Source organism: Streptomyces sp. NPDC059917, assembly GCF_042730635.1.
In the GTDB taxonomy this organism is placed as follows: Bacteria; Actinomycetota; Actinomycetes; order Streptomycetales; family Streptomycetaceae; genus Streptomyces.
Genome location: NZ_JBHWLC010000039.1, coordinates 40,949 through 67,436 on the forward strand (window position 1 = coordinate 40,949; position 26,488 = coordinate 67,436).

General features: G+C 70.7%; 23 protein-coding genes. 11 read left to right on the forward strand and 12 right to left on the reverse strand.

The window, feature by feature from the left end; genetic code table 11:
* The first annotated feature begins 182 nt into the window (after positions 1 to 182).
* Both gabT and ACFWAR_RS22550 read left to right on the forward strand, forming a co-directional pair.
* A complete protein-coding gene (gene gabT / locus ACFWAR_RS22545) occupies positions 183 to 1,517 on the forward strand; it encodes a 4-aminobutyrate--2-oxoglutarate transaminase (protein ID WP_354383764.1) in 1,335 nt (444 codons plus the stop codon).
* 454 nt (positions 1,518 to 1,971) lie between these two features.
* Entirely contained in the window at positions 1,972 to 2,529 is a 558-nt protein-coding gene (locus tag ACFWAR_RS22550) for a phosphatase PAP2 family protein (protein ID WP_385779876.1), read from the forward strand.
* On the opposite strand, the gene ACFWAR_RS22555 is transcribed toward ACFWAR_RS22550, so the two are convergent.
* The 8 genes from ACFWAR_RS22555 to ACFWAR_RS22590 form a co-directional block, all read right to left on the reverse strand.
* The gene (locus ACFWAR_RS22555) at positions 2,468 to 4,276 is read right to left on the reverse strand and encodes a chitinase (RefSeq protein WP_385779880.1); all 1,809 of its coding nucleotides are present in this window, start codon (positions 4,274 to 4,276) and stop codon (positions 2,468 to 2,470) included. The genes ACFWAR_RS22550 and ACFWAR_RS22555 overlap by 62 nt on opposite strands.
* Before the next feature lie 70 nt (positions 4,277 to 4,346).
* A complete protein-coding gene (locus tag ACFWAR_RS22560) occupies positions 4,347 to 4,823 on the reverse strand; it encodes a hypothetical protein (RefSeq protein ID WP_385779883.1) in 477 nt (158 codons plus the stop codon).
* Between the two features lie 221 nt (positions 4,824 to 5,044).
* Positions 5,045 to 6,463, reverse strand: coding sequence for an NAD(P)/FAD-dependent oxidoreductase (locus ACFWAR_RS22565; protein ID WP_385779886.1), 1,419 nt, complete (start codon positions 6,461 to 6,463; stop codon positions 5,045 to 5,047).
* 42 nt (positions 6,464 to 6,505) lie between these two features.
* The gene (locus ACFWAR_RS22570) at positions 6,506 to 7,312 is read right to left on the reverse strand and encodes an ABC transporter permease (protein ID WP_385779888.1); all 807 of its coding nucleotides are present in this window, start codon (positions 7,310 to 7,312) and stop codon (positions 6,506 to 6,508) included.
* Positions 7,312 to 8,235 carry an ABC transporter permease gene (locus tag ACFWAR_RS22575; protein WP_385779890.1) on the reverse strand — a complete coding sequence of 308 codons (924 nt, stop codon included), beginning with the start codon at positions 8,233 to 8,235 and terminating at the stop codon, positions 7,312 to 7,314. Before ACFWAR_RS22575 ends, ACFWAR_RS22570 begins: the two co-directional genes overlap by 1 nt.
* Positions 8,232 to 9,401 (reverse strand): ABC transporter ATP-binding protein, encoded by a 1,170-nt coding sequence (locus ACFWAR_RS22580; RefSeq protein WP_385779893.1) that lies wholly within the window; start codon positions 9,399 to 9,401, stop codon positions 8,232 to 8,234. The genes ACFWAR_RS22575 and ACFWAR_RS22580 overlap by 4 nt, the downstream gene beginning before the upstream one ends.
* A gap of 65 nt (positions 9,402 to 9,466) precedes the next feature.
* Positions 9,467 to 10,720 (reverse strand): spermidine/putrescine ABC transporter substrate-binding protein, encoded by a 1,254-nt coding sequence (locus ACFWAR_RS22585; protein WP_385779895.1) that lies wholly within the window; start codon positions 10,718 to 10,720, stop codon positions 9,467 to 9,469.
* Positions 10,721 to 10,768: 48 nt separating this feature from the next.
* Positions 10,769 to 12,283, reverse strand: a complete 1,515-nt coding sequence (locus ACFWAR_RS22590; protein ID WP_385779899.1) for a gamma-aminobutyraldehyde dehydrogenase — start codon at positions 12,281 to 12,283, stop codon at positions 10,769 to 10,771.
* Positions 12,284 to 12,457: 174 nt separating this feature from the next.
* Here ACFWAR_RS22590 and ACFWAR_RS22595 point away from each other — a divergent pair, with 174 nt between their 5' ends.
* Positions 12,458 to 13,009 (forward strand): NADAR family protein, encoded by a 552-nt coding sequence (locus ACFWAR_RS22595; protein ID WP_385779902.1) that lies wholly within the window; start codon positions 12,458 to 12,460, stop codon positions 13,007 to 13,009.
* Between the two features lie 473 nt (positions 13,010 to 13,482).
* Complete coding sequence (locus ACFWAR_RS22600) at positions 13,483 to 15,096, forward strand: TROVE domain-containing protein (RefSeq protein WP_385779905.1); 1,614 nt, start codon at positions 13,483 to 13,485, stop codon at positions 15,094 to 15,096.
* Between the two features lie 88 nt (positions 15,097 to 15,184).
* Here ACFWAR_RS22600 and ACFWAR_RS22605 read toward each other — a convergent pair whose 3' ends face one another.
* Positions 15,185 to 15,922 (reverse strand): DUF4190 domain-containing protein, encoded by a 738-nt coding sequence (locus ACFWAR_RS22605; RefSeq protein ID WP_385779907.1) that lies wholly within the window; start codon positions 15,920 to 15,922, stop codon positions 15,185 to 15,187.
* Between the two features lie 110 nt (positions 15,923 to 16,032).
* Between ACFWAR_RS22605 and ACFWAR_RS22610 the strand changes: the two genes are divergently transcribed.
* From ACFWAR_RS22610 to ACFWAR_RS22630, 5 genes are all read left to right on the forward strand, one after another.
* Entirely contained in the window at positions 16,033 to 17,058 is a 1,026-nt protein-coding gene (locus ACFWAR_RS22610; protein ID WP_385779910.1) for an adenosine deaminase, read from the forward strand.
* Positions 17,059 to 17,069: 11 nt separating this feature from the next.
* The gene (locus ACFWAR_RS22615; protein ID WP_385779913.1) at positions 17,070 to 17,774 is read left to right on the forward strand and encodes a glycerophosphodiester phosphodiesterase; all 705 of its coding nucleotides are present in this window, start codon (positions 17,070 to 17,072) and stop codon (positions 17,772 to 17,774) included.
* Between the two features lie 95 nt (positions 17,775 to 17,869).
* Positions 17,870 to 18,973 carry a sensor histidine kinase gene (locus tag ACFWAR_RS22620; RefSeq protein WP_385779966.1) on the forward strand — a complete coding sequence of 368 codons (1,104 nt, stop codon included), beginning with the start codon at positions 17,870 to 17,872 and terminating at the stop codon, positions 18,971 to 18,973.
* Positions 18,970 to 19,692 (forward strand): response regulator, encoded by a 723-nt coding sequence (locus ACFWAR_RS22625; protein ID WP_385779916.1) that lies wholly within the window; start codon positions 18,970 to 18,972, stop codon positions 19,690 to 19,692. Before ACFWAR_RS22620 ends, ACFWAR_RS22625 begins: the two co-directional genes overlap by 4 nt.
* A gap of 156 nt (positions 19,693 to 19,848) precedes the next feature.
* Entirely contained in the window at positions 19,849 to 21,042 is a 1,194-nt protein-coding gene (locus tag ACFWAR_RS22630; protein WP_385779919.1) for a serine hydrolase domain-containing protein, read from the forward strand.
* Here ACFWAR_RS22630 and ACFWAR_RS22635 read toward each other — a convergent pair.
* The 3 genes from ACFWAR_RS22635 to ACFWAR_RS22645 form a co-directional block, all read right to left on the reverse strand.
* Positions 21,032 to 21,532 carry a hypothetical protein gene (locus ACFWAR_RS22635; protein WP_385779922.1) on the reverse strand — a complete coding sequence of 167 codons (501 nt, stop codon included), beginning with the start codon at positions 21,530 to 21,532 and terminating at the stop codon, positions 21,032 to 21,034. The genes ACFWAR_RS22630 and ACFWAR_RS22635 overlap by 11 nt on opposite strands.
* 88 nt (positions 21,533 to 21,620) lie before the next feature.
* Entirely contained in the window at positions 21,621 to 22,799 is a 1,179-nt protein-coding gene (locus tag ACFWAR_RS22640; RefSeq protein ID WP_385779924.1) for a spermidine/putrescine ABC transporter substrate-binding protein, read from the reverse strand.
* 106 nt (positions 22,800 to 22,905) lie between these two features.
* Positions 22,906 to 24,345, reverse strand: coding sequence for a gamma-aminobutyraldehyde dehydrogenase (locus ACFWAR_RS22645; protein WP_385779927.1), 1,440 nt, complete (start codon positions 24,343 to 24,345; stop codon positions 22,906 to 22,908).
* Between the two features lie 169 nt (positions 24,346 to 24,514).
* Here ACFWAR_RS22645 and ACFWAR_RS22650 point away from each other — a divergent pair, with 169 nt between their 5' ends.
* Both ACFWAR_RS22650 and ACFWAR_RS22655 read left to right on the forward strand, forming a co-directional pair.
* The gene (locus tag ACFWAR_RS22650; protein WP_037791052.1) at positions 24,515 to 25,018 is read left to right on the forward strand and encodes an Lrp/AsnC family transcriptional regulator; all 504 of its coding nucleotides are present in this window, start codon (positions 24,515 to 24,517) and stop codon (positions 25,016 to 25,018) included.
* On the forward strand, positions 25,003 to 26,382 hold the full coding sequence (locus ACFWAR_RS22655) for an aspartate aminotransferase family protein (protein ID WP_385779930.1): 1,380 nt from the start codon (positions 25,003 to 25,005) through the stop codon (positions 26,380 to 26,382). The genes ACFWAR_RS22650 and ACFWAR_RS22655 overlap by 16 nt, the downstream gene beginning before the upstream one ends.
* Positions 26,383 to 26,488 lie beyond the last annotated feature (106 nt).

Sequence of the window (26,488 nt, forward strand, 5' to 3'; positions counted from 1 at the left end):
AGGGCTCCGCGACCCGTACCCCGCCATGATCCACACGGCGCGCGCCGGATCCCTCCTATGGCCGCCGCGGACAAGGACACGCGGGCACCACTCCCTATCGGAGCATGCCGTACCCCCTCCCCCGGGCCTAGCCTGCGGACAAAGACACAAGTGCGTCCGAAAACACCCCCCAGGAGCCCCCTATGACCGCTGTCCCGCAGGAGCGCCGCATCGTCACCGCGATCCCCGGCCCCAAGTCGCAGGAGCTGCAGGCCCGCCGCCTCCAGACGGTGGCCGGTGGCGTGGGCTCCGTGCTCCCCGTCTTCACGGCCCGTGCGGGCGGCGGCATCATCGAGGACGTCGACGGCAACCGCCTGATCGACTTCGGTTCCGGCATCGCCGTGACCTCGGTCGGCGCCTCCGCCGAGGCCGTCGTGCGCCGCGCCGCCGCGCAGCTCGCGAACTTCACGCACACCTGTTTCATGGTCACGCCGTACGAGGGCTACGTCGAGGTCTGCGAGGCGCTGGCCGAGCTGACCCCGGGCGACCACGCCAAGAAGTCGGCCCTGTTCAACTCGGGCGCCGAGGCCGTCGAGAACGCGGTCAAGATCGCCCGTTCGTACACCAAGCGCCAGGCCGTCGTCGTCTTCGACCACGGCTACCACGGCCGCACCAACCTGACCATGGGCATGACGGCGAAGAACATGCCGTACAAGCAGGGCTTCGGTCCCTTCGCCCCCGAGGTCTACCGCGTCCCGGTCGCCTACGGCTACCGCTGGCCGACCGGTGCCGAGAACTGCGGCCCCGAGGCCGCCGCGCAGGCGATCGACCAGATCGTCAAGCAGGTCGGCGCCGAGAACGTCGCCGCGATCATCATCGAGCCGGTGCTCGGCGAGGGTGGCTTCATCGAGCCGGCCAAGGGCTTCCTGCCCGCGATCGTGAAGTTCGCCAACGACAACGGCATCGTCTTCGTCGCCGACGAGATCCAGTCCGGCTTCTGCCGCACCGGCCAGTGGTTCGCGTGCGAGGACGAGGGCATCGTCCCGGACCTGATCACCACCGCCAAGGGCATCGCGGGCGGTCTGCCGCTCGCCGCCGTGACGGGCCGCGCCGAGATCATGGACGCCGCGCACGCGGGCGGCCTGGGCGGCACCTACGGCGGCAACCCGGTGGCCTGCGCCGGTGCGCTCGGCTCCATCGAGACGATGAAGGAGCTCGACCTCAACGCCAAGGCCAAGCGGATCGAGTCCGTGATGAAGGCCCGCCTGACGGCGATGGCGGAGAAGTTCGACATCATCGGCGACATCCGCGGTCGCGGTGCGATGATCGCGGTCGAGCTGGTCACCGACCGCGCGACCAAGGAGCCGAACGCGGCCGCCGCGGGCGCCCTGGCCAAGGCGTGCCACGCCGAGGGCCTGATGGTCCTCACCTGTGGCACCTACGGCAACGTGCTGCGCTTCCTGCCCCCGATCGTGATCGGCGAGGACCTGCTGAACGAGGGCCTGGACATCATCGAGGCCGCGTTCGCGGGCATCTGAGGACGGGTCAGGGGGATCACCGTGGAGGCCCGGGCGAACACCCGCGCACCGCGCTCGATCCCCTGCTCGATCGATACCGCCGGTAACGGTCGGGCGCTGTGAAGAAGGTGTGGGGGGCCGATGGCGGGAGCGCGTTCTCGCTGTCGGTCCCCCTTTCGCTGCCGTACGGTTTCTGCAGATGAGTGAAACAGCCCGCCCGCGGAATTCCACGGGCGACCCTGGTAACGGGCTTCCCCAGCGCCGTACTGGGCATGCGTTCGCGCACACTCCTCACCGATCGGACAGCCGTTCGCCCCAAACCCCCCGGGGTGGGCGGCAAACCGGTCCGGGCGGCCGCCCCGGAACCACCCCCCCTGTTCCGGGGCGGCCGGCCACCTCCTCCCTCCGCTCGCCCCGCTCCCTGCTCGCGCTCGGCGCCGCCTCCTGGGCCGCCTTCGCGCTGATCACCTGGCAGGTGCTGGCCGCGGGCCCGCTGCTCGCCCCGGACGCGCGGATCAGCCGCGCCCTGGTGCGCGCCGTTCCCGACGCGATCACCGAGCGCCTCGCCGACCTCGGCAACGTCGAGGTCGCCGTACCGGTCCTCCTGCTCGCCATGGTGTACGCCGGCCGCCGCGCCCGGCGGTGGCGGCCCGCGCTGGCCGCGGGGCTCGCCATGGCCCTGGTCCCGGCGCTGATCGTGCCGCTCAAGGAGTGGACCGCCCGGCCGGGGCCGCTGGAGCCGTGGGCCGCCGGGTACTTCCCCTCCGGCCACACCGCCACCTCGACCGTCGCCTACCTCGGCGCCGCCCTGCTCGTCGGCCCCTTCGCCCGCCGCCCGTGGCCGATGGCCGTGGCCCTGCTGCTCGCGGGGGCCACGGCCGTCGGCCTGGTGCTGCGGGGGTTCCACTGGCCGCTGGACGTGCTGGCCAGTTGGCTGCTGTGCCTGCCGCTCCTGTTGGGCGTGGGCGCGGTCAGCCGAAGTACGCGTGGAAGTTCTTCGAGAACTCCCAACCTCCGAACCGGTCCCAGTTGACGGACCAGGTCATCAGGCCGCGCAGCGCGGGCCAGCTGCCGTGGGTCTGGTAGCTCCCGCAGTTCGTCTTCTTCGTCAGGCAGTCGAGCGCCTTGTTCACCTCGGCGGGCGCCGTGTACCCGTTGCCCGCGTTGGTGGTGGCCGGGAGGCCGATGGCCACCTGGTCGGCGCGCAGCGGCGGGAAGACGCGCGCGGTGTTGCCCGCGACCGGGAAGCCCGTGAGCAGCATGTCGGTCATGGCGATGTGGAAGTCCGCGCCGCCCATCGAGTGGTACTGGTTGTCGAGGCCCATGATCGAGCCCGAGTTGTAGTCCTGGACGTGGAGCAGGGTGAGGTCGTCGCGCAGGGCGTGGATCACCGGCAGGTAGGCCCCGGCGCGCGGGTCCTGGCCGCCCCAGGGGCCGGATCCGTAGTACTGGTAGCCCAGTTGGACGAAGAAGGTCTCGGGGGCCATGGTCAGGACGAAGTCCGGACCGTACTTGGCCTTGAGGGTCTTCACCGCCGCGATCAGGTTGACGATCACCGGTGTGGTGGGGCTGCGGAAGTCGGTGTCGCCGGTGGCCAGCGAGAGCGAGTGGCCCTCGAAGTCGATGTCGAGGCCGTTGAGCCCGTACTCGTCGATGATCTTGCTGACCGAGGAGACGAAGGTGTCCCGGGCGGCGGTGGTGGCCAGTTGGACCTGGCCGTTCTGTCCGCCGATGGAGATCAGCACCTTCTTGCCCGCCGCCTGCTTGGCCTTGATGGCCGCCTTGAACTCCGCGGGGCTCTCCACGCCCGGGCACTCGCTGACCGGGCAGAGCTGGAAGCGGATGTCGCCGGAGGTCACCGAGGTCGGTTCGCCGAAGGCGAGGTTGATGACGTCCCAGGAGGCGGGTACGTCGGCCATCTTGAGGTAGCCGGACCCGTTGGCGAAGCTCGCGTGGAGGTAGCCGACCAGGGCGTGCGCGGGCAGGCCCGGGTTGCCGGGGTTGCCGCCGCCGGTGGTGCTCGCCGAGAGGGTCGCGCTCCGCGGGGACTCCCCCGCCGCGTTCTTCGCGCTCACCTGGAAGGCGTACGCCGTGGACGCGGCCAGACCCGTGACGGTCGCGGAGGTCCCGGTGACCTGGAGGGGAGCCGCGCCCTCCCGGTAGACGGTGTAGCCGGTGGCTCCGGCGACGGCCGACCAGGACAGGGTCAGCGCGCTCGCGGTGGCGCCGGAGGCGGTCAGGCCGGTGGGGGCGGCCGGGGGCTGGGGCTGGCCGGGGCCGGTGCCGCCGGGATCGGGGCCGACCAGGGTGAGGTCGTCGGTGAGGACGGGGCCCTGGCCGTACCAGCCGTGGGTCCAGACGGTGACCGAGGTGGTGGCCGGGCCGGTGCGGAACGTGGTGGTCAACTGCTTCCACGCGCCCGGGGACTGGGTCCAGGTGGACACGTCGGTGGTGCCGGTGCCGGTCGCGCCGAGGTAGGCGTAGCCGCCCTGCACCCAGGCGCCGAGCGTGTAGGTCGAGTCCGGCTTGACGGTGACGCTCTGGGCGCACTGGGCGTAGTCCTGGCCCGCCGGGGTGGCCTTGAGGGCGGAACTCCCGCCGTGGACGGGGCTGCTGACGACGGTTCCGCTGCCCGCCGAACAGCTCCAACCGTCGAGGCCCGCTTCGAAGCCGCCGTTGCGGGCGAGATCGGCGTCGGCGGCCGCGGCCGGCGGGCCCGCGGTCAGCAGACCGGCCACCGCCAGGGCGGTGGCCGTAAGTACGGACAGTCTTCTGCGCACAACTGCCTCCGGTGCATGGGGGGATGGAGGGGGGTAGCGGCGCTCAAGATGGTCCAGACCAATGCCCTTGTCAAGAGTTCCGGTCCTCCTTCGCGGCCGCGGCCCCGGCCACCTGCGCCGCCGCCTCGTGCATCGCCAGCTCCAGCACCACCGGATCGGTGAGCGTGCCGTGGCCGTCGGGCACCACGAGCCAGCGCACTCCACCGGTGGCCCGACCGGGGTAGGGCACCACGATCCAGGTGCCGCGCCCGGCGCCGCGCACGCCCGTACCGAGCCAGCGCGAGGCGGTCCCCGCGGGCACGAAGAAGCCCAGCCGGGCGTCGCCGAAATCGGCGAGCACCGGGCCGGGCTTCTCGATGAGCAGGTGCAGGACGTCGAGGGTGGCCTGCCCGAGCTCCCCGGGCAGGATCAGCACGTCCCAGCGCCGACCGGCGGGCAGCAGGGCCACCCCGAGGGGGTTGCGCTCCCACTCCCACCGGCACGCCTCGGGGTCCGGCGCCACCGACACCAGCCACTCCACCGCGGTCTTCGTCCCCGGGACTGTCATCGCCCGGCCTCCGATCACTCCGTGTCGAGGAAGGTCCTCGTCCGGAGAGAGCGGGGTCGGGGGCGATGATGACGCGGGTTTCGTTACTCCGTGGTAGTGAAGCGGGTCACACGGCGATGACGGTGGTGCGCCGGGCGCTTCACCAGGTCATCGGGTCATGTGCTCATCGGGTCACCGCACGGGCGCATGCGCGGCGGGCCGACCCCGGCGGCCGCCGGCCGTCAGCTGTCGAAGCCGAGGCCGAAGCGGTCCAGCGTCTTGAGCCACAGGTTGCGGTGCCCGCCCCGCGCGTCGGAGCGCGCCAGGGACCACTTCGTCAGCGCGATCCCGGTCCAGGCGAAGGGCTCGGGCGGGAAGGGCAACGGCTTGCTGCGCACCATCTCCAGCCCGGTGCGCTCCCCCCGTACGCCGTCCAGCAGGTCCAGCATGACGTCCGCGCCGAAGCGGGTGGCGCCCACGCCGAGTCCGGTGAAACCGGCGGCGTAGGCCACCTTGCCCGCGTGCGCGGTGCCGAAGAAGGCCGAGAACCGCGAGCAGGTGTCGATGGCCCCGCCCCAGGCGTGGCTGAATCGCACCCCTTCCAGCTGGGGGAAGCAGGTGAAGAACTGCTCCGCGAGCTTGAGGTAGGTCTCGGGGCGGTGGTCGCGCTCCGCGTCGAGCCGGCCGCCGTAGGGGTAGATGGCGTCGTAGCCGCCCCACAGGATCCGGTGGTCGGGGGTGATCCGGAAGTAGTGGAACTGGTTGGCGCTGTCGCCGAGTCCCTGCCGCTTCTTCCAGCCGATGGCGGCCAGTTGGTCGGCGCTCAGCGGCTCGGTCATCAGCGCGTAGTCGTAGACCGGCACGGTGAACGGGCGGATCCGCTTGACCAGGCTGGGGAAGATGTTGGTGCCGAGCGCGACCCGGCGCGCGAAGACCCGGCCGTAGGGGGTGCGTACGGCCATCCCGGCGCCGGAGGCGGCCAGGTCCAGGCCGCGCGTGTGCTCGTAGATCCGCACCCCGCGCTCCAGGCAGGCCCGCTTGAGGCCCCAGGCGAGCTTGGCCGGATTCAACATGGCCACGCCCTCGCGGTCCCAGAGGCCGCCGAGGAAGGTCGGCGAGTCGACCTCGGCGCGCAGGGCGTCGCGGTCCAGCCATTCGGAGCCGTCGGCGAGACCGAGGCGCTGCGCCTCCTGGTGGAGTTCGAGCAGCTCCTCGACCTGGTGGGGCTCGGTGGCGACGTCGATCTCACCGGTGCGCTCGAAGTCGCAGTCGATGCCGTAGCGGGCGACCGCGGCCTCGATCTCGTCGAGGTTGCGCGCGCCGAGTTCCTCCAGCTTGGCCAGTTCGCCCGGCCAGCGGGCGAGGCCGTTGGCGAAGCCGTGGGTGAGGGAGGCGGCGCAGAAGCCGCCGTTGCGGCCCGAGGCGGCCCAGCCCGCCTCGTGCCCTTCGATCAGGACGACGTCCCGGCCGGGGTCGCGCTCCTTGGCGATGAGCGCGGTCCACAGTCCGCTGTAGCCGCCGCCGATGACGAGCAGGTCGCAGCGCTCGTCGCCGGTCAGGGCGGGCTCGGGGGCGGGCTTGCCGGGGTCGTCCAGCCAGTACGAGACCGGCAGTGCTTCAGAAAGTGATCGTGCAGCGGTGCGCATGGCGACTGGGGCCATGTCTTCCAACTCCCTACGGAATACGGTTACTTGTGTGGCGCTTTACTTGGGTTGCGCCTTCTTGCGGCGGTTGCCGATCGTCATGCCGGCGAGGACCACCAGTACCGCGATGACGAACATCGCCGTACCGATGACGTTGATCTGCACGGGCGTACCGCGCTGCGCCGAACCCCACACGAACATGGGGAAGGTGACGGTGTTGCCCGAGTTGAAGTTGGTGATGATGAAGTCGTCGAAGGAGAGCGCGAAGGAGAGCAGCGCGCCCGCCGCGATGCCGGGAGCGGCGATCGGCAGGGTGACCCGCAGGAAGGTCTGGACGGGGCCCGCGTAGAGGTCGCGGGCGGCCTCCTCCAGCCGCGGGTCCATCGACAGGACGCGGGCCTTGACGGCGGCGACGACGAAGCTGAGGCAGAACATGATGTGGGCGATCAGGATCGTCCAGAAGCCCAGCTGGATGCCCATGTTGAGGAAGAGGGCGAGCAGCGAGGCGGCCATCACGATCTCGGGCATGGCCATCGGCAGGAAGATCAGCGAGTTGACCGCGCCGCGCGCCCGGAAGCGGTAGCGGACCAGGGCGAAGGCGATCGCCGTGCCCAGGACGGTCGCGCCGAGGGTGGCCCACACCGCGATCTGGAGCGAGAGCGAGAGCGAGCCGCACATGTCGGCGACCCCGCAGGGGTCCTTCCAGGCGTCGAGCGAGAACTCCTGCCAGGCGTAGTTGAAGCGCCCGGTGGGGTTGTTGAAGGAGAAGACCGTGACGACGATGTTCGGCAGGATCATGTAGGCGAGCGTGCCGAGGCCCGCGATGACGACGAGGTCGCGCCGGAGCCGGGTGAAGAGGGTGCGCATCAGACCAGGTCCTCCGTTCCCGCTCGGCGGATGTAGACGGTGACCATGACCAGGACGATGGCCATGAGGATGAAGGACAGCGCGGCCGCGGTCGGGTAGTCCAGGATCCGCAGGTACTGCGACTGGATGACGTTGCCGATCATGCGGGTGTCGGTGGAGCCGAGCAGTTCCGCGTTGACGTAGTCGCCGCTCGCCGGGATGAAGGTGAGCAGGGTCCCGGAGACCACGCCCGGCATCGACAGCGGGAAGGTGACCTTGCGGAAGGTGGTGAAGGGGCGGGCGTACAGGTCCCCGGCCGCCTCGTGCAGGCGGGTGTCGATCCGCTCCAGCGAGGAGTAGAGCGGCAGGATCATGAAGGGGAGGAAGTTGTACGTCAGTCCGCAGACCACGGCGAGCGGGGTGGCGAGCACCCGGTCGCCCTCGGTCATCCCGAGCCAGCTGGTGACGTCGAGGAAGCCGATCTTGTTCAGGACGCCGACCACCGGCCCGCCGTCGGCCAGGATCGTCTTCCAGGCCAGGGTGCGGATCAGGAAGCTGGTGAAGAACGGCGCGATGACCAGGATGAGCAGCAGGTTGCGCCAGCGGCCCGCCCGGAAGGCGATCAGGTAGGCCAGCGGGTAGCCGAGCAGCAGGCACAGCGCGGTCGCGGTACCGGCGTAGAGCAGCGAGCGCAGGAACTGCGGGTAGTACTCGGTGAAGGCGTCCCAGTAGGTCTGGAAGTGCCAGGTGACCTTGAAGCCCTCCTCCAGCGACCCGGTCTGCACCGAGGTGGAGGCCTGGTAGACCATCGGGAGGACGAAGAAGACGAGCAGCCACAGGATGCCGGGGAGCAGCAGCCAGTACGGGACGAGCCGCTTGCGCACCGAGGGCTTGTGGACCGGCGGCTCGGCGGCCGCCCGGGGCGGGGCCTGGGTGGCGGTCATACCCCCTCCTCCACCGTGAGCGCGCCCGCGTCGCCAGTCGTCCCAGCAGAAATGGACTGGTCGGCGTCGAGGCCGAAGGTGTGGTCGGGGTTCCAGTGCAGGATCACCTCGGCGCCGGGGGTCAGGCGCGCGTCCCGCTCGATGTTCTGGGCGTAGACCTCCAGCTCGGGGCAGACCGGGCTGTCGATGACGAACTGGGTGGAGACCCCGATGAAGGAGGAGTCGACGATCCGGCCCGGCACCTTGTTGCGGCCGTCCGCGATCGTGTGCTCCTCGTCCGCGTGGGCCAGGGAGATCTTCTCGGGACGCACTCCGACCAGCAGCTTTCCGCCGGTGCGGGGCGTGGTCGAACATCGCGCCGCGGGCAGCCTGAGCTTCGTGCCGGCCGAGCTGACGGTGATGTCGTCGGCTCCGGCCGCCAGGACCTCGGCCTCGATGAGGTTGGAGGTGCCGAGGAAGTTGGCGACGAAGGTGGTGCGCGGGTTCTCGTACAGCTCGGCGGGCGCGCCGAGCTGCTCGACCCGGCCGCCGTTCATCACGGCGACGGTGTCGGCCATGGTCATGGCCTCTTCCTGGTCGTGCGTGACGTGCACGAAGGTGATGCCCACCTCGGTCTGGATGCGCTTGAGCTCCAGCTGCATCTGGCGGCGCAGCTTGAGGTCGAGGGCGCCGAGCGGCTCGTCGAGGAGCAGCACCTGGGGGTGGTTGATCAGGGCGCGGGCGACGGCGACGCGCTGCTGCTGGCCGCCGGAGAGCTGGTGCGGCTTGCGCTGGGCGAACTGGCCGAGCTGGACCAGTTCCAGCATGTCGTCGACCTGCTTCTTGACGGACTTGATGCCGCGCCGACGCAGGCCGAAGGCGATGTTCTCGCTGACGTCGAGGTGGGGGAAGAGCGCGTAGCTCTGGAAGACGGTGTTGACCGGGCGCTTGTAGGGCGGCAGGTGCGTGACGGCGGTGTCGCCGAGGTGGACCGTGCCGGTCGAGGGCTCCTCCAGGCCGGCGATCATGCGCAGGGTGGTGGTCTTCCCGCAGCCGGAGGCGCCGAGCAGGGCGAAGAAGGAGCCCTGGGGGATGGTGAGATCGAGCGGGTGCACGGCGGTGAAGGAGCCGTAGTGCTTGCTGATCCCGGTGAGGCGGACGTCGCCGCCCTCGGTCTTGTCAGTCATGGAGGGATCCCGGAGTTGGATGCGGTCAAGGGGCCGGAGACGGGGCTGCCAGGGGGTGACGGGCCCTAGGCGCCGATGAGCTTGGTGAACTTCTCCTCGTACGCCGTCTCTTCCTCACCGGTGAGGGAACGGAAGGCGTGGGACTTGGCGGTCATCGCCTTGTCCGGGACGATCAGCGTGTTGTCCGCGAGCGCGGGGTCGATCTTGGCGAGGTCTTCCTTGACGCCCTCGACCGGGCAGACGTAACTGATGTACGCGGCCAGCTGGGCGGCGACGGGCAGCTCGTAGTAGTAGTCCATGAGCTTCTCGGCGTTCGCCTTGTGCCGGGCGTGGGCCGGGACCAGCATGTTGTCGCTGGAGGTGATGTAACCGGCCGCGGGGATCGCGTACTTGATGTCGGGGTTGCCGGCCTGGAGCTGGATGACGTCGCCCGCCCAGGCGAGGCAGGCGGCGATGTCGCCCTTGTCGAGGTCCGCGGTGTAGTCGTTGCCGGTGAAGCGGCGGATCTGCTTGCTGTCCACGCCCTTCTGGAGCCGGCCGATGGCGCCGTCGAAGTCCGCGGTGGTGAAGCTCGCCGGGTCCTTGCCCTGGTCGAGGAGGGTCATGCCGACGCTGTCGCGCATCTCGGTGAGGAAGCCCACCCGGCCCTTGAGCGTGGGGTCGTCCAGGAGCTGGGTGACGGAGTCGACCTTCTTGCCGTCGGTGGCCTTGGAGTTGTAGGCGATGACGGTCGAGATTCCGGTCCAGGGGTAGCTGTAGGAGCGGCCGGGGTCCCAGTCGGGGCTGCGGAACTGCGGTGACAGGTTCGCGAAGGCGTGCGGGAGCAGCGCGGGGTCGAGCTTCTGCGCCCAGCCGAGCCGGATGATGCGGGCGGCGAGCCAGTCGGTGACGACGATCAGGTCGCGGCCGGTGTCCTGGCCGGCCGCGAGCTGGGGGCGGATCTTGCCGAAGAACTCGACGTTGTCGTTGATGTCCTCGGTGTACTTGACCTTGATGCCGGTGCGCTTGGTGAAGGCGTCCAGCGTGGGGCGGGTCTTCTCGTCGTCGCTGGTGTCCATGTACTCGGTCCAGTTGGAGAAGTTGATCTCCTTCTCCCGGTCCGAGCGGTCGTCCGAGGCCGCCTGCTCGCCGGTACCGGCCCGCTTGGCGGGCGGGATGCCGCAGGCGCTCAGCGTCGAGAGACCGCCGAGGGTGAGCGCTCCGACTCCGGAGGCGCGCAGCAGCGAGCGGCGGGTCAGGGCGCCGCGACCGCTGGTGAGACTGCGCCGCATCGCGGCGAGCTGCGCCGCCGAGAGGCGGTCGGGCTCGAACTGCTCCATGAGCTGTGCCCTTTCGGGAGGTGTGGGCCGCTGGTCAGGCAGCGTGGGTTATCTGTCCCCGAAGATCGTGCGGTGCCAGTCCTTCTCGGCGACCGCCGTGATGTCGTACATGACGTGCTTGACCTGCGTGTACTCCTCGAAGGAGTAAGCGCTCATGTCCTTTCCGAAGCCACTCGCCTTGTAGCCTCCGTGGGGCATTTCGCTGATGATCGGAATGTGGTCGTTGACCCAGACGCAGCCGGCCTTCAGCTCCCGGGTGGCCCGACCGGTGCGGTAGACGTCGCGGCTCCAGGCGGAGGCCGCGAGGCCGTAGGGGGTGTCGTTGGCCAGGGCGATGCCCTCGTCGTCGTCGTCGAAGGGCAGGACGACGAGCACCGGGCCGAAGATCTCCGACTGCACGACCTCGCTGTCCTGGGCCGCGCCGGAGATCAGCGTGGGCCGGTAGTAGGCGCCCTCCGCGAGGTCCCCGCCCGGGATCGCGCCGCCGGTGACGACGGTGGCGTAGCCGCGGGCTCGCTCGACGAAACCGGCGACCCGGTCGCGCTGCGCGTGCGAGACCAGCGGGCCCAGGTCGGTCGTGGGGGCGAAGGGGTCGCCCAGGCGGACGGTCTCCATCAGTTCGGCCACCCGGGCGACGAAGGCGTCGTGCAGCGGGCGCTGGACGTAGGCGCGGGTGGCCGCGGTGCAGTCCTGGCCGGTGTTGATCAGGGAGGCGGCCACCGCGCCGTGGGCCGCGGCCTCCAGGTCGGCGTCGTCGAAGACCAGGAAGGGGGCCTTGCCGCCGAGCTCCAGGTGGAGCCGCTTGACGGTGGCGGTGGCGATCTCGGCGACCCGCTTGCCGACCCCGGTGGAGCCGGTGAAGGAGGTCATGACCACGTCGGGGTGGCCCACCAGGTGCTCGCCCGCGGTCCGGCCCGCGCCGGTGACGATGTTGATCACCCCGTCGGGGATCCCGGCCCGCTGGGCCGCCTGGGCGAACATCAGCGAGGTGAGGGGGGTCAGCTCGGCCGGCTTCAGGACGATCGTGTTGCCCGCGGCGATCGCCGGGAGGATCTTCCAGGCGGCCATCTGGAGCGGATAGTTCCAGGGCGCGATGGAGCCGACCACGCCGATCGCCTCGCGGCGCACGGAGGAGGTGTGGTCGCCCGAGTACTCGGCGGCGGCCTGGCCCTGGAGGTGGCGGGCGGCGCCCGCGAAGAAGGCGGTGTTGTCGATGGTCCCCGGTACGTCGAACTCCGTGGACAGCTTGATCGGCTTGCCGCACTGCAGGGACTCGGCCCGGGCGAAGTCCTCGGCCTCTTCGGCCAGTACGCCGGCCAGCCGGTGCAGGGCGTCGGAGCGCTCGCCCGGGGTGGCCCCGGACCAGCCGGGGAAGGCCCGCTTGGCGGCGGCCACGGCCTCGTCGACGTCGGTCGTGCTCGCCAGTTCGTAAGTGAGGACCTCTTGGCCGGTGGCCGGGTCGACGACGGTGTGTGACGCGCCCGAGGTACCGGCTCTCAGCCGGCCGTCGATGTATTGCGCGCCGTCTGCGAATCGGTCTTTGACCTGGAAGCGGTTGCCCATCGCGCTCTCCGTAGCTACAGCTCGAATTGACTGCCGATCCTGGCAGAGGGGTTCCCCTCCGCCAAGTGATTCCGTTGTTGCCTTTTGATTACGCGACGGAATCGGTCGACCATGTGTCGAGGCGGACCTCAAATCCTTTACGAAGTGTCAGTGGCGGCTGCCAGACTCGCGTGCATGGAACGGATCGACGAACTGATCGAGCAGGTCAACCGGGGTGAACGAGTCAAGTATCTGCCGTTCTGGGGACACGCGCCCCGGCACGACGGGACGCTCGGGCCGAGCTGCCTGAGCCAGTGGTGGCCCGCGCCCTTCACTGTGGGTGAGGTCCGCTACGCCACCGCCGAGCACTGGATGATGGCCGAGAAGGCACGCCTGTTCGAGGACGCGGACGCGGAGCGCGCAGCGCTGACCGCCACCAGCCCCGCCGCGGCGAAGAAGGCGGGGCGGCTCGTGCGCGGCTTCGACGCGGACACCTGGGAGCGCGAGCGGTTCGGGATCGTGGTGGCGGGCAGCGCGGCCAAGTTCGCCTCCACGCCGCAGCTGCGCGGCTACCTGCTGGGCACCGGGAAGCGGGTCCTGGTGGAAGCCTCCCCGCTGGACCGGATCTGGGGGATCGGGCTGGCGGCGGACGACCCGGCGGCGCTGGATCCGGCGCGCTGGCGCGGGCTGAACCTGCTGGGCTTCGCGCTGATGGCGGCCCGGGAGCAGCTGGCCGCGCGGGGCTGAGCCGCCCGGATAAAAGGCGTGGCGGCCGGGGCGGGGCTCCTCCTACTGTGGGGGCGTGTCCAGGTGCGCAGGCAGGACCTACTTCCACTCTTAATGGGGCGGTCGCGGGTTCGAGTCCCGTCACCGGCTCCGGGCCGGTGTAGCTCAGTTGGATAGAGCACCATGCGGTTCCGCCGCCGTGATCTCTGGACGCACACGCTTCGCACCTCCCGGTGCGCGGGCTGCGGCTCCTTCTTCCACGACAGCACGCCGCCGCCCATATGATCTCGGGAGGCGCGCGTGGAGGATGCCCGGTGCGCAGGCGACGGTTCCTTCTGGATCGACGTGCCGCGGGTTCGAATCCCGTCCGGCTCCGGCCGGTAGCTCAGTCCGGTAGAGCAAGCGACTACACCGTCACCGACTTGATCTCGGGCATCCCCCACGCGCGCCTCCCCCGGTCGTTCACTCATCGCCATGAATTCGGGGGGATTCACATGTCTCGTTTCAACCGCCGCACGCCCGCGCCCGCGCCCGCCGCGTCGGGCGCCCCGCACTCGCCCGTACGGTCCACCGAGCAGGTCGCCGCGACCGCTCTGGGCGCGGTGGGCCGTCCGCGTGACGCGCGCTCCGAACTCTTCCTGCTGGCCGTCTCCAACTTCGTGACCCAGCGGACCTTCCACGAGGACGCCGGGCGGCGCGACGACCGCTACGCCGCGCTGGTGCGCGAGCTGGCGGTCGAGGACCCGTGCTGGACCGCCGGGCTGCTCGGCTGGCTGCGCGGCGAGGGGAACATGCGCACCGCGGCCCTCGTCGGCGCGGCCGAGTACGTCAGGGCCCGGCTCGACGCACCGGGGGCTCCGTCCGCCGTCGCGGAGGGGCCCTCGAACCGGCAGGTCATCGACTCGGTGCTGCGGCGGGCCGACGAGCCCGGCGAGCTGCTCGCGTACTGGACGGCCGTGCACGGCCGCAATGTGCCCAAGCCCGTCAAGCGGGGCGTCGCCGACGCCGTGCGCCGGCTCTACTCCGCCTCCTCCCTGCTGAAGTACGACACCGCCACGAAGGGCTTCCGCTTCGGCGACGTCCTCAACCTCGTGCACGCCGTGCCCGATCCCGCCAAGCCCTGGCAGGGCGAGCTGTTCCGGTACGCACTCGACCGGCGCCACCACCCGGAGTCCGCGGTCCTGCCCGAGGGGGCCCGTACCCTGGCCGCCCACCAGGCGCTCATGGAGCTGCCGGTCGCCGAGCGGCGGGCCGTGGTCACCGGACCCGGCGGCGCCGAGCGGCTGGCCGCGGCGGGGATGACCTGGGAGGCGCTGGCCGGCTGGCTGCAAGGACCGCTGGACGCGGCCGTCTGGGAGGCGGTCATCCCCTCGATGGGGACGATGGCGCTGCTGCGCAACCTGCGCAACTTCGACGGGGCGGGGGTCGGCGACGAGGTGGCGGCCGGCGTCGCGGAGCGGATCAGCGACCCGGAGGCGGTCGCCCGCTCCCGGCAGTTCCCCTTCCGCTTCCTGGCCGCCTACCGGCACGCGCCCTCGCTGCGCTGGGCCCATCCGCTGGAGCGGGCCCTGGGGCACTCGCTGGCCGCCGTTCCGGCGCTGCCCGGCCGGACGCTGGTCCTGGTCGACCGTTCGGGGTCGATGTGGTCCCCGCTGTCGGACCGCTCGCAGCTCAACCGGGCGGACGCGGCGGCGGTGTTCGGGACGGCGTTGGCGCTCCGGGCGGCCGACGCGGACCTGGTCGAGTTCGGCACGAGCAGCGCGCCGGTGCCGTACGCGGCGGGCGAGTCGGTCCTGAGGGTGCTGGAGCGGTTCGGCGACCTCGGCGGGACCAACACCACCGAGGCGGTGCGACGGCACTACGCCGGGCACGACCGGGTGCTGATCGTCACCGACGAGCAGGCCGCCCGCCACCGCGCCGGGGGCCCGACCGAGCAGGTGCCGGCGGAGGTTCCGGTCTACACCTGGAACCTGGCGGGCTACCAGGTGGGCCACGGCCCCTCGGGCAGCGGCAACCGGCACGTCTTCGGCGGCCTCACCGATGCGGCGTTCCGCATGGTGACCCTGCTGGAGGCCGGGCGCGACGCCCGGTGGCCCTGGGAGGCCTAGTGCCACCCTCCGGGGGCGCCCTTTCCGGCCCCGCCGGCGTTCGAGGCGCCGGTGGGGCGGATTCCGGGGCGGGACCGCCCCGCGCGGCTCAGGTGCCGAAGGGTGTCTCGGAGACCGTGGCCGGGTAGTCGTGCCGCGTGCCGTAGGGGTCGCGCGCGTTGTCGTCCATGAAGTCGGTCACGACCGCCGCGAGCATGAGCCCGCCCAGCACGATCCCGACGATGCCGAGGATCATGCCGGCCAGCGCCATGCCCCCATTGTTGGCCTCGCCCCGCGTGGCCCGTTGCCGGCCGAGGACCCCGAAGACCACCGCGATGACGCCCATGACCACGGCGAACACACTGGTGATGCAGGCGACCACGGACAGGATGCCGAGCACCAGGGCGGTGATGCCGAATCCGTTGCGCGGGACCGTGTAACCGCCCGGGTAACCCGGGTAGCCGGGATATCCCTGGTACCCCTGATAGCCCTGGTAGGCGGTGTACCCCGGAGGGCCGCCCTGGTCCGGCTGGGTCGGGTACCCGTAGCCACCGGCCCCGGGCGGAGTGGGCTGGGCCGGGTATCCGTAGGCGGCCGACGGCGGCGGGCCCGGTATGTGGCCCGCCCCCGGTATCGGGGTGAATCCGGGCGCCGGCTGCCCGAAGGGCCCGCCCGTGCTCTCGCCCCCCGGCATGCCGACGACCGTCGGCTGGTCGTGCACGCGCGAGGGATCCGGCGCGCCCGGCGTGGGAGCGCCCCCCGGCGCGCCCTGCTGCTTGCCCAGGTCCACCGCGGGCCGCTCCGGCGGCGCCCACGGGTCGATGGGCTCGGGGCTGTGTTCGGTCATGCGACGCCCCCCTCTCGTACAGCCATGCTACGGGCTGCCACCGACATGCCCCGGGCTGCCTACGATGAACCCCAGACCTGCCCGCACGCGCGTCCCGACGGAGACTCCTCATGCCCGATCTGCACCCCTTCATCGCGGGGCTGCCCAAAGCCGAACTCCACGTCCACCACGTCGGTTCGGCCTCGCCGCGCATCGTGGCCGACCTGGCCGCCCGGCACCCCGACTCCGCGGTCCCGACCGACCCCGAGGCGCTCGCCGACTACTTCACCTTCACCGACTTCGCGCACTTCATCGACGTGTACCTGTCGGTCGTCGACCTGATCCGCACCCCGGACGACGTCCGCCTGCTGACGTACGAAGTCGCCCGTGACATGGCCCGGCAGAACATCCGGTACGCCGAACTCACCATCACCCCCTACTCCTCGACCAGCCGCGGCATCGAGGAGAAGGCCTTCATGGAGGCCATCGAGGACGCCCGCAGGGCCGCCGAGAGCGAGCTCGGCGTCATCCTGCGCTGGTGCTTCGACATTCCCGGCGAGGCCGGTCTGGAGGCCGCCGCCGAGACCGCCCGGCTCGCGGTGGACCTGCGCCCCGAGGGCCTGGTCTCCTTCGGCCTCGGCGGTCCCGAGATCGGGGTCCCGCGCCCGCAGTTCAAGCCGTACTTCGACCGGGCCCGCGCGGCCGGTCTGCACAGCGTGCCGCACGCCGGCGAGACCACGGGTCCGCAGACCGTCTGGGACGCGATCCGCGACCTGGGCGCCGAGCGCATCGGCCACGGCACCAGCTCCACGCAGGACCCGGAGCTGCTCGCCTACCTCGCCGAGCACCGCATCGCGCTGGAGGTCTGCCCGACCTCCAACATCGCCACGCGCGCGGTGACGGACCTCGACGCGCACCCCGTCAAGGAGATGGTCGCGGCGGGCGTGCTCGTCACCATCAACAGCGACGACCCGCCGATGTTCGGCTCCGACCTCAACAACGAGTACGCGGTGGCCGCGCGCCTGCTGGAGCTGGACGAGCGGGGGCTCGCGCAGCTCGCCAAGAACGCCGTCGAGGCCTCCTTCCTGGACCCGGCCGGCAAGGCGAGGCTGACGGCGGAGATCGACACGTACACCGAGGCGTGGCTGGCTCCCTGACACTGCGGAGAATGGGGATCATGCGCACTCTGACTGTGACCGCCGTAGGCCACCGCGGTGATCCCTACCGCGTCCGTGAGAACACCCTGCCCTCGCTGCGCTCCGCGTTCGATCGCGGAGCGGACGCCGTCGAGATCGACGTACGCCTCACCCGGGACGGCGTCCCGGTGCTGCTCCACGACGAGACCCTCCAGCGGCTGTGGGGCCACGACGTGCGGCTCGACGCCGTGACGGCCCCGCAGTTGCGGGAGCTGACCGGGGGCGGGGTGCCGACCCTGCGCGAGGCCCTGATGGCCACCGGCGCGGGACGCGTGATGATCGACCTGCCGGGCGCGAGCCCGGAGGCGGTCAGGACGGTGGTGGGCCAGGTGCGCGAGTGCGGGGCGCGCGAGCGCGCGTACTACTGCGCGGGCGCGAACACGATGCTGGCCGTCCGCGCCGCCGATCCGGGCGCCGAGATCGCGCTGACCTGGACCACGCTGAGCCCGCCGCGCCGGGTGCTGATCGACGCGGTGGCACCCGCCTGGCTCAACTACCGCTTCGGGCTGGTGCGGCGGGAGCTGGTGGACGCCCTGCACGGGGACGGGCTGCGGGTGTCGGTGTGGACGCCGGACACCAAGCGGTCGATGCGCAAGGTGCTGGCGGCCGGGGTGGACTCGGTCACCACGAACCGGGTGGACGTGCTCGCGGCCGTACGGGCCGAGTCCGAGCGGTGACAGCCGTGTGGGGGGATCTCGCCGGAGCCGTCCGGCGGGCCGATCCGCGCGCCCAGGACCTCGGGCTGACGCTGCTGGTGCAACTGGCCGTGACGATGCCGTTCGTGGTCCCGCGCGCGGCCGGTCTGCCGCCCGCGACCTGGGTGTCGTACGCGGTGACCACGCTCGGCGTGCTGCCGCTGGTCTGGCGGCGGCGCTCGCCGGTGGGCGTGCTGGTCGCGATCCTGGCGGTCGGCGGCGTGTACAACCTGGCGGTCGACGGGCCCGGGCAGCCGATCCCGTACGCCGGGCTGATCGCCTTCTACACGGTCGCGCTGCTGTGCCCGCCCCGGGTCCGACTGGCCGTGGGCGCGCTCGCGGTCGTGACGGTCGCCCTGTCCGTGGGGTGGAACACCGGGTCCGCGCGCGAACTGCTCTTCACCCTCTTCGTCTCGGGCGCGGCCTACGCGCTGGGGCGCCTCCAGCACACCCGGCTGGCCTACACGGCCGCGGTCGAGGACCGCGCGGCCCAGCTGGAACGGGCGAACCGGATCGAGGCGGAGCAGGCGGCCGCCCGGGAACGGGCCCGGATCGCCCGGGAGATGCACGACGTGCTCTCGCACGCCGTCAGCATCATGATCGTGCAGGCGGAGGCGGGTCCGGTGGCCGTGCGGCGGGCCCCTGAGCGGGCCGAGGCGGCCTTCGACGCCATCGCGGAGACCGGTCGGGACGCGATGGCCCAGCTGCGCACGATGCTGGGCGTGCTGCGCACCGACGGCGCGTCCTCCGCCTCGCCGCGGCGCCCGCAGCCGGGGATCGCGGAGCTGTCGGAGGTGCTGGACCGGGTCCGGGCCAGCGGGTTGGCGGTGTCGTACGAGCGGACCGGCACGGTCCGCGCGCTGCCCGCCGCGCTGGAGGCGACCGTGCACCGGGTGGTGCAGGAGGCGCTGACGAACGTGGTGAAGCACGCCGGGGCCGCGCGGGTGACGGTCACGCTGGAGTACGGGCCGCGGGTGCTCGGGGTGACGGTGGTCGACGACGGGCGCGGCCCGGCCCGCGACGGGCGGGGCGCGGGGGCGGGCGGCGGGCACGGGCTGATCGGGATCCGGGAACGGGCCGCCGCCCACGGCGGCACGGCCCGGTGCGGTCCGGGTCCCACCGGCCGGGGCTTCGAGGTGCGGGTCAGCCTTGTAGCCTCGCCGCTGGAGGTGGGGAATTGACGATCCGTGTGGTGGTCGCGGACGACCAGGAGCTGGTGCGCGCCGGCTTCGCGATGATCCTGGACGCCCAGGAGGACATCGAGGTCGTCGCGGAGGTGGGTGACGGCGCGGCGGCGGTGGCCGCGGTGCGGGAGCTGGCCCCGGACGTGGCGCTGTTGGACGTGCGGATGCCGGTCATGGACGGGATCGAGGCGTGCCGGGCGATCACGGGGCGCGGCGCCTGCCGGACGGTGATGCTGACGACCTTCGACGCGGACGAGTACGTGTACGAGGCGCTGCACGCGGGGGCCAGCGGTTTCCTGCTCAAGGACGTGCGGCGGGACGATCTGGTGCACGCGGTACGGGTGGTGGCGGCGGGCGATTCCCTGCTGGCGCCCTCGGTGGCGCGGCGGCTGATCGAGGAGTACACGGCGGCGACGGCGCGGGACCGGCTCGGGTCGGCGGCGGAGTCGACCGCGGCCGCCGAGGCCGCGCGCCGGTTGGCGGGTCTGACGGCCCGGGAGCGGGAGACCCTGCTGCACCTCGGGCGGGGGCTGTCGAACGCGGAGATCGCGAGCGCGCTGGTGGTGAGCGAGCACACGGTCAAGTCGCACGTGGGGAACGTGCTGGCGAAGCTCGGGCTGCGGGACCGGATCCAGGCGGTGATCTGCGCGTACGAGACGGGGCTGATCAGTCCCACCGGCGCCGCTCCCTCTGGAGGTTCTCCCTCTGGAGAGTGAGGGGTGGGCGTGTCGACTCCCCCGCACCGGCTAGTTGTCACACCGCTGAAGACCCCTCTCGTTGGTGATCCGCGACTACCCCTGTGAGCAGCACCATTGAGTCATCGGGGGCCGAGGTGGCCGCCGGAGACCGCAGTCACTTCACAGGGGGACACCATGAACGCTCGTACCCGCACGCTGATCGCCGCCACGCTGGTCCTGGGGATCGCCTCGGGCCCGGTCGCCGCCCACGCGGCCCCGGCCCCGGCCCCCGCTTCGACAATCACCTCGGGCGCGCCCACGGTCCCGACCCCGCCGAACGCGGCGGCGCTGGCGCAGGCGATCGCGGGGCTCGGCGCCGACAACAAGGACGCGACCGCGGCCCTGGTGCGCGTGGGCGGCACCAGCGGGAGCTGGCAGGGCAGTTCGGGCGTCGCGGACGTGCGCACCGGCCGCGCGGCGATCGCCGAGGGCCGCTTCCGGGTGGGGTCGGTGACGAAGACCTTCACCGCGGCGGTGGTGCTCCAGCTGGTGGCCGAGGGCAAGGTGGGCCTGGACGAGACCGTCCAGCACTGCTTGCCGGGCCTGCTGCCGTCCGCCTTCAAGCCCGTGACCGTGCGCCAGCTGCTCAACTACACGAGCGGCATCCAGGCGGCCGACGGTCCCGGCGACGCGTTCGAGGACGTGTACCTCCACCGGTTCGACATCAGCGACCCGCACGCCATGATCGCCAACGCGGTGGCCAAGGGGCCCGGCTTCGACCCGGGGACCAAGCAGGAGTACCTCAACATCGACTACACGATCCTGGGCGTCCTGATCGAGAAGCTGACGGGCACCTCGTACGCGAAGGCGGTCGAGACCCGGATCACCAAGCCGCTGGGGCTGCGCGACACCTTCTCCCCCGGACCGGTGCGGGTCCGGATCCAGGGTCCGCACAACCACGGTTACCAGGCGGTGGCCCAGCCGGGCGGGACCAGCACGCTGGTCGATGTGAGCGACTGGAACGCCTCCTCCGAGTTCGCCGCCGGCGACCTGATCTCGACCACGGCCGACCTGGAACGGTTCACCGTGGCCCTGTTCAGCGGGCGGATCGTGCCGAAGGCGCAGTTGGAGGAGATGTTCACCGTCCCCGCGGTGAAGAACACGGCCGGCGAGGACGCGGATCAGACGGCGGGCATGAAGCGCTTCGTACTGCCGGGCGGGGTGGTGGCCTGGGGCAAGACGGGTGCCCGCCCCGGTTACAACACGGTGATCGGCGGCACCCGCGACCTGTCCCGGACGCTGGTCTACTCGCTCAACTCCACGGACGCCAAGGCGCGGGAGATGAACCCGATAGCCGAGAAGCTGGTGATGGCGGCCTTCAAGAAGTGACGGCGGCCGCCGCCGACACCGTCGGCCCGTCGGCCAGCGCCTCCAACCGCTTGATCATCCGGCGGAGCACCAGCAGGGGGATCACCCCGAAGACGCCGAACGCCATGTCGATGAGGCTCCACCCGAACGGGATCCCGCGGATCGGTCCGCAGATCAGGGCCAGCGGGATGATCCCGGCACAGGCGATCATCCCCGCCTCGACGATCCAGATGTTGCGGACCGGGTCCCGGTGGACCCCGTAGAAGAACACCGCGATCACCAAGTGGGCGAAGGCGAGCCAGTCGGTTCCGTAGAGGAGGAAGGGGTAGTCCGCGTCGGCCCGCTCCAGCCCCTCACCGACGCGCCGCAGCCATGCGTGGGAGATCAGGGAGTTGGCCCAGTGCAGCTCGCTGACCAGCGGGAAGGCGGTGAGGCCGCTGAGCACCAGGCACACGATGAACAGGGCCAGCCAGGCCCTGATCCGACGCAGCAGAACGCTTCGTTCGATCATGGACTGAAGAGTACGCCGATTTCTGAACGCGTTCAGCAAAATCTCTGAACATGTTCAGTTCCGTTCCCCGGCCCGGCCCCTCCTCGCCTCAGAGGCCGACGATCGCGTTCCAGCGCTTCGCGAAGGACTGCCGCTCCGCCGCCGAGATGTCCCGGGCCACGACGAGCCGCTTGCGCATCTCGTCGTCGGGGAAGATCAGCGGGTTCGCGGCCAGTTCGGCGGTGTCCTTGTCATCGGATCCGGCCAGCACCTCGCGGGCGGCGGGGACCGGGCAGACGTAGTTGACGGAGGCGGCCAGCTCGGCGGCGATCTCGGGCTGGTAGTAGTGGTCGACGAGGGCCTCGGCGCTGGCCTTGTGGCGGGCCAGGTTCGGGATGAGCAGGCTCTCGGCCCACAGCTCGGCCCCCTCCTCCGGGACCACGAACTGGATGTCGGGGTTGTCCGCCTGGAGCTGGATGGCGTCACCGGAGTAGGCCTGGCAGGCGAGCACGTCGCCCTTGCTGAGGTCCGAGGTGTAGTCGTTCCCCGTGAAGCGGCGGATGTGCTTCTTGCGGACCATCTCCTCCACCTGGTCGCAGACCCGGTGGAAGTCCGACTCGGTCCACCGCGTGACGTCGACGCCATTGCCCTGCATCAGCAGGGAGAAGGACTCGTCGAGCCCGGAGAAGAGCGTCACCTTGCCCGCGAGGTCCGGGTGCCACAGCTCCTTGGTGGACTTGATCTCCCGGCCCAGCGCCTTGCGGTTGTAGGCGATGCCGGTGATCCCCGACTGCCAGGGGACCGTGTGCAGGCGCCCCTGGTCGAAGGCCGGGGAACGCAGCTGCGGGTCCAGGTACTTCGCCACGTTCGGCTGGGTCGCGCGGTTCATGGTCTGGGCCCAGCCGAGCCGGACGAACCGGGCCGCCATCCAGTCGCTGACCACCACGAGATCCCGGCCGGTCTCCTGGTGGTTCATCAGGGCCGGGCTGACCTTGCCGAAGAACTCGTCGTTGTCGTTGATCTCCTCGGTGTACTTCACCTCGATCCCGGTCCGCTTCGAGAAGGCGTCCAGCGTCGGGCGCCGGGTCTCGTCCTCCTCGTCGGTGTCGATGTAGAGCGGCCAGTTCGCGAAGGCCAGGCTCCGGTCGGCACCGGAGCGGTCCGTGCCTTCCCGTCGGTCCTCCGGGACATACGCGGCGGGCACGCCACAACCGACGAGGCCGGCCAGCAGGCCCGCGGCGCCGAGGCCGCGCAGGGCCGCGCGGCGGGAGAGAGCGAGTTCAGGCATGCGCACAGACTGGGCGAACGCGAAGGGGCGGGCAATAGACATGTTGTCTACTGCCCGCCCCTTGAGCGAACGACGGTGAACGATGCGCCGACGGGTCGGCGACCGGTCAGCCGTCGAGCGAGGTCATCACGTGCTTGATCCGGGTGTAGTCCTCGAAGCCGTAGGCCGAGAGGTCCTTGCCGTAGCCGGACTTCTTGTACCCGCCGTGCGGCATCTCGGCGACCAGCGGGATGTGGGTGTTGATCCACACGCAGCCGAAGTCGAGGTTCTTGGACATGCGCATCGCGCGGCCGTGGTTCTTCGTCCACACGGAGGAGGCGAGGGCGAACTCGACGCCGTTCGCGTACTCCAGGGCCTGCGACTCGTCCGTGAAGGACTGGACGGTGATGACGGGCCCGAAGACCTCGTTCTGGATGATCTCGTCGTCCTGCTTCAGGCCGGAGACCACGGTCGGGGCGTAGAAGTAGCCCTTCTCGCCGACCCGGTGGCCACCCGCCTCCACCTTGGCGTGCGCGGGGAGGCGCTCGATGAAGCCCGCGACCTGCTTCAGCTGGTTCGGGTTGTTCAGCGGGCCGTAGAGCACGTCCTCATCGTCCGGCTGACCGGTCTTGGTGTCGGCCGCGTTCTTGGCGAGCGCCGCGACGAACTCGTCGTGGATCGACTCGTGGACGAGCACGCGGGTCGCGGCGGTACAGTCCTGGCCCGCGTTGAAGAAGCCCGCGACCGCGATGTCCTCGGCGGCCTTGGCGATGTCGGCGTCCTCGAAGACGACGACCGGGGCCTTGCCGCCCAGCTCCAGGTGGACGCGCTTGACGTCCTTGGCGGCGCTCTCGGCGACCTGCATGCCCGCGCGCACCGAGCCGGTGATGGAGGCCATCGCCGGGGTGCTGTGCTCGACCATCGCCTTGCCGGTCTCGCGGTCGCCGCACACGACGTTGAAGACGCCGTTGGGCAGGATCGAGTCGATGATCTCGGCCATCAGGATCGTGGAGGCCGGGGTGGTGTCCGAGGGCTTGAGGACCACGGTGTTGCCCGCCGCGATGGCCGGGGCGAACTTCCACACGGCCATCATCATCGGGTAGTTCCACGGCGCGACCTGCGCGCAGACGCCGACCGGCTCGCGGCGCACGATGGAGGTCATGCCCTCCATGTACTCGCCGGCCGAGCGGCCTTCGAGCAGACGGGCGGCGCCCGCGAAGAAGCGGATCTGGTCCACCATCGGCGGCAGCTCCTCGCTGGCCGTGAGGCCCAGCGGCTTGCCGGTGTTCTCGGACTCGGTGGCCACCAGCTCCTCGGCGCGCGCCTCGAAGGCGTCCGCGATCTTCAGGAGGGCCTTCTGGCGCTCGGCGGGGGTGGTGTCGCGCCAGCCCGGGAAAGCCGCGGCGGCGGCGGCCATGGCGGCGTCGACGTCTTCCTGCCCGGACAGCGGGGCGCTCGCGTACACCTCGCCGGTGGCGGGGTTGACCACCTCGGTGGTCCGCCCGTCGGCGGCGTCCTTGAACTCCCCGCCGATGTAGTTGCGCAGACGACGCAGTTCGCTGGTCACTACGGCCACTCTCCTGATCACATGTCCAATGGTTGAGACAAAACCCCAGCCTAGCCGCTGCGGAGACGCTTTCGACAGAGCCGGACGCCACGAACTACGAAATCCGCGTAATCCGAGACCCTGAACAACGAATTACATCGTTTACCGCTTGCGGAACAGACGACTCCTCGTGCACAGTGAGGTCGTGGTCAGTCGAAGCGCAGATTCCAGGAACAGACAACCGTCCCCTTCGGTCGATGCTGTGTCCCTGGCGATCATCGAGCAACTGCAAGAGGACGGCCGCCGTCCCTACGCGGCGATCGGCAAGGCCGTGGGCCTCTCCGAAGCCGCCGTGCGCCAGCGCGTGCAGAAGCTGCTCGACCAGGGCGTCATGCAGATCGTGGCCGTCACCGACCCGCTCACCGTGGGCCTGCGGCGTCAGGCGATGGTCGGCATCAACGTCGAGGGAGACCTCGACCCGGTGGCCGACGCGCTGACCGCGATGGCCGAGTGCGAGTACGTGGTGATGACCGCGGGCTCCTTCGACCTGATGGTGGAGATCGTCTGCGAGGACGACGACCACCTGCTCGACACGATCAACAAGAAGATCCGCGCGCTCCCCGGCGTGCGATCAACCGAAAGCTTCGTTTACCTGAAGCTGAAGAAGCAGACCTACATGTGGGGAACCCGATAACCGTGAGCCAGGACCTCTCCAAGACCGCGTACGACCACCTGTGGATGCACTTCACCCGCATGTCGTCCTACGAGAACGCGCCCGTCCCCACCATCGTCCGGGGCGAGGGCACCTACATCTGGGACGACAAGGGCAAGCGCTACCTGGACGGTCTCGCCGGACTGTTCGTGGTCAACGCCGGTCACGGCCGCAAGGAACTGGCCGAGGTCGCCTACAAGCAGGCGCAGGAACTCGCGTTCTTCCCCATCTGGTCGTACGCGCACCCCAAGGCCGTCGAGCTGGCCGAGCGCCTCGCCCACTACGCGCCCGGCGACCTGAACAAGGTCTTCTTCACCACGGGTGGCGGCGAGGCCGTCGAGACCGCGTGGAAGCTCGCCAAGCAGTACTTCAAGCTGCAGGGCAAGCACACCAAGTACAAGGTCATCTCGCGTGCGGTGGCCTACCACGGCACCCCGCAGGGCGCCCTGTCCATCACCGGCCTGCCGGCGCTCAAGGCCCCCTTCGAGCCGCTGGTACCCGGCGCGCACAAGGTGCCGAACACCAACATCTACCGCGCCCCGATCTACGGCGACGACCCGGAGGCCTTCGGCCGCTGGTGCGCCGACCAGATCGAGCAGGAGATCCTCTTCGAGGGCGCGGACACCGTCGCCGCCGTCTTCCTGGAGCCGGTGCAGAACGCCGGTGGCTGCTTCCCGCCGCCGCCCGGCTACTTCCAGCGCGTCCGCGAGATCTGCGACCAGTACGACGTACTGCTCGTCTCCGACGAGACGATCTGCGCCTTCGGCCGCCTGGGCACGATGTTCGCCTGTGACAAGTTCGGCTACGTGCCGGACATGATCACCTGCGCCAAGGGCATGACCTCGGGCTACTCCCCGATCGGTGCCTGCATCATCTCGGACAAGCTCGCCGAGCCGTTCTACAAGGGCGACAACACCTTCCTGCACGGCTACACCTTCGGTGGCCACCCGGTCTCCTCCGCCGTGGCCCTCGCCAACCTCGACATCTTCGACAAGGAAGGCCTCAACCAGCACGTGCTGGACAACGAGGACGCCTTCTTCTCGACGCTGAAGAAGCTGCACGACCTGCCGATCGTCGGTGACGTCCGCGGCAACGGCTTCTTCTACGGCATCGAACTCGTCAAGGACAAGAACACCAAGGAGTCCTTCACGGACGAGGAGACGGAGCGCGTGCTCTACGGCTTCCTCTCCAAGGCGCTCTTCGAGAACGGCCTCTACTGCCGCGCCGACGACCGTGGCGACCCGGTGATCCAGCTGGCCCCGCCGCTGATCGCCGACCAGGGCACCTTCGACGAGATCGAGGGAATCCTGCGCTCGGTGCTCACCGAGGCGTGGACCAAGCTCTAGATCGGCCCCCGGCACCGCCGGTCCCCACGGCCCGGATCCTCCGTTCGAGTGAGAACGAGAGGGTCCGGGCCGTGTGCTGTAGCCAGCCAAGACGTTCATCTCTTTA

Bases quoted from the DNA above. Each gene is read 5' to 3' on its own strand.
- gabT (WP_354383764.1), top strand. From the start codon at position 183: ATGACCGCTGTCCCGCAGGAGCGCCGCATCGTCACCGCGATCCCCGGC.
- ACFWAR_RS22560 (WP_385779883.1), bottom strand. From the start codon at position 4,823: ATGACAGTCCCGGGGACGAAGACCGCGGTGGAGTGGCTGGTGTCGGTG.
- ACFWAR_RS22565 (WP_385779886.1), bottom strand. From the start codon at position 6,463: ATGGCCCCAGTCGCCATGCGCACCGCTGCACGATCACTTTCTGAAGCA.
- ACFWAR_RS22570 (WP_385779888.1), bottom strand. From the start codon at position 7,312: ATGCGCACCCTCTTCACCCGGCTCCGGCGCGACCTCGTCGTCATCGCG.
- ACFWAR_RS22575 (WP_385779890.1), bottom strand. From the start codon at position 8,235: ATGACCGCCACCCAGGCCCCGCCCCGGGCGGCCGCCGAGCCGCCGGTC.
- ACFWAR_RS22580 (WP_385779893.1), bottom strand. From the start codon at position 9,401: ATGACTGACAAGACCGAGGGCGGCGACGTCCGCCTCACCGGGATCAGC.
- ACFWAR_RS22585 (WP_385779895.1), bottom strand. From the start codon at position 10,720: ATGGAGCAGTTCGAGCCCGACCGCCTCTCGGCGGCGCAGCTCGCCGCG.
- ACFWAR_RS22590 (WP_385779899.1), bottom strand. From the start codon at position 12,283: ATGGGCAACCGCTTCCAGGTCAAAGACCGATTCGCAGACGGCGCGCAA.
- ACFWAR_RS22595 (WP_385779902.1), top strand. From the start codon at position 12,458: ATGGAACGGATCGACGAACTGATCGAGCAGGTCAACCGGGGTGAACGA.
- ACFWAR_RS22600 (WP_385779905.1), top strand. From the start codon at position 13,483: ATGTCTCGTTTCAACCGCCGCACGCCCGCGCCCGCGCCCGCCGCGTCG.
- ACFWAR_RS22605 (WP_385779907.1), bottom strand. From the start codon at position 15,922: ATGACCGAACACAGCCCCGAGCCCATCGACCCGTGGGCGCCGCCGGAG.
- ACFWAR_RS22610 (WP_385779910.1), top strand. From the start codon at position 16,033: ATGCCCGATCTGCACCCCTTCATCGCGGGGCTGCCCAAAGCCGAACTC.
- ACFWAR_RS22615 (WP_385779913.1), top strand. From the start codon at position 17,070: ATGGGGATCATGCGCACTCTGACTGTGACCGCCGTAGGCCACCGCGGT.
- ACFWAR_RS22620 (WP_385779966.1), top strand. From the start codon at position 17,870: ATGCCGTTCGTGGTCCCGCGCGCGGCCGGTCTGCCGCCCGCGACCTGG.
- ACFWAR_RS22630 (WP_385779919.1), top strand. From the start codon at position 19,849: ATGAACGCTCGTACCCGCACGCTGATCGCCGCCACGCTGGTCCTGGGG.
- ACFWAR_RS22635 (WP_385779922.1), bottom strand. From the start codon at position 21,532: ATGATCGAACGAAGCGTTCTGCTGCGTCGGATCAGGGCCTGGCTGGCC.
- ACFWAR_RS22640 (WP_385779924.1), bottom strand. From the start codon at position 22,799: ATGCCTGAACTCGCTCTCTCCCGCCGCGCGGCCCTGCGCGGCCTCGGC.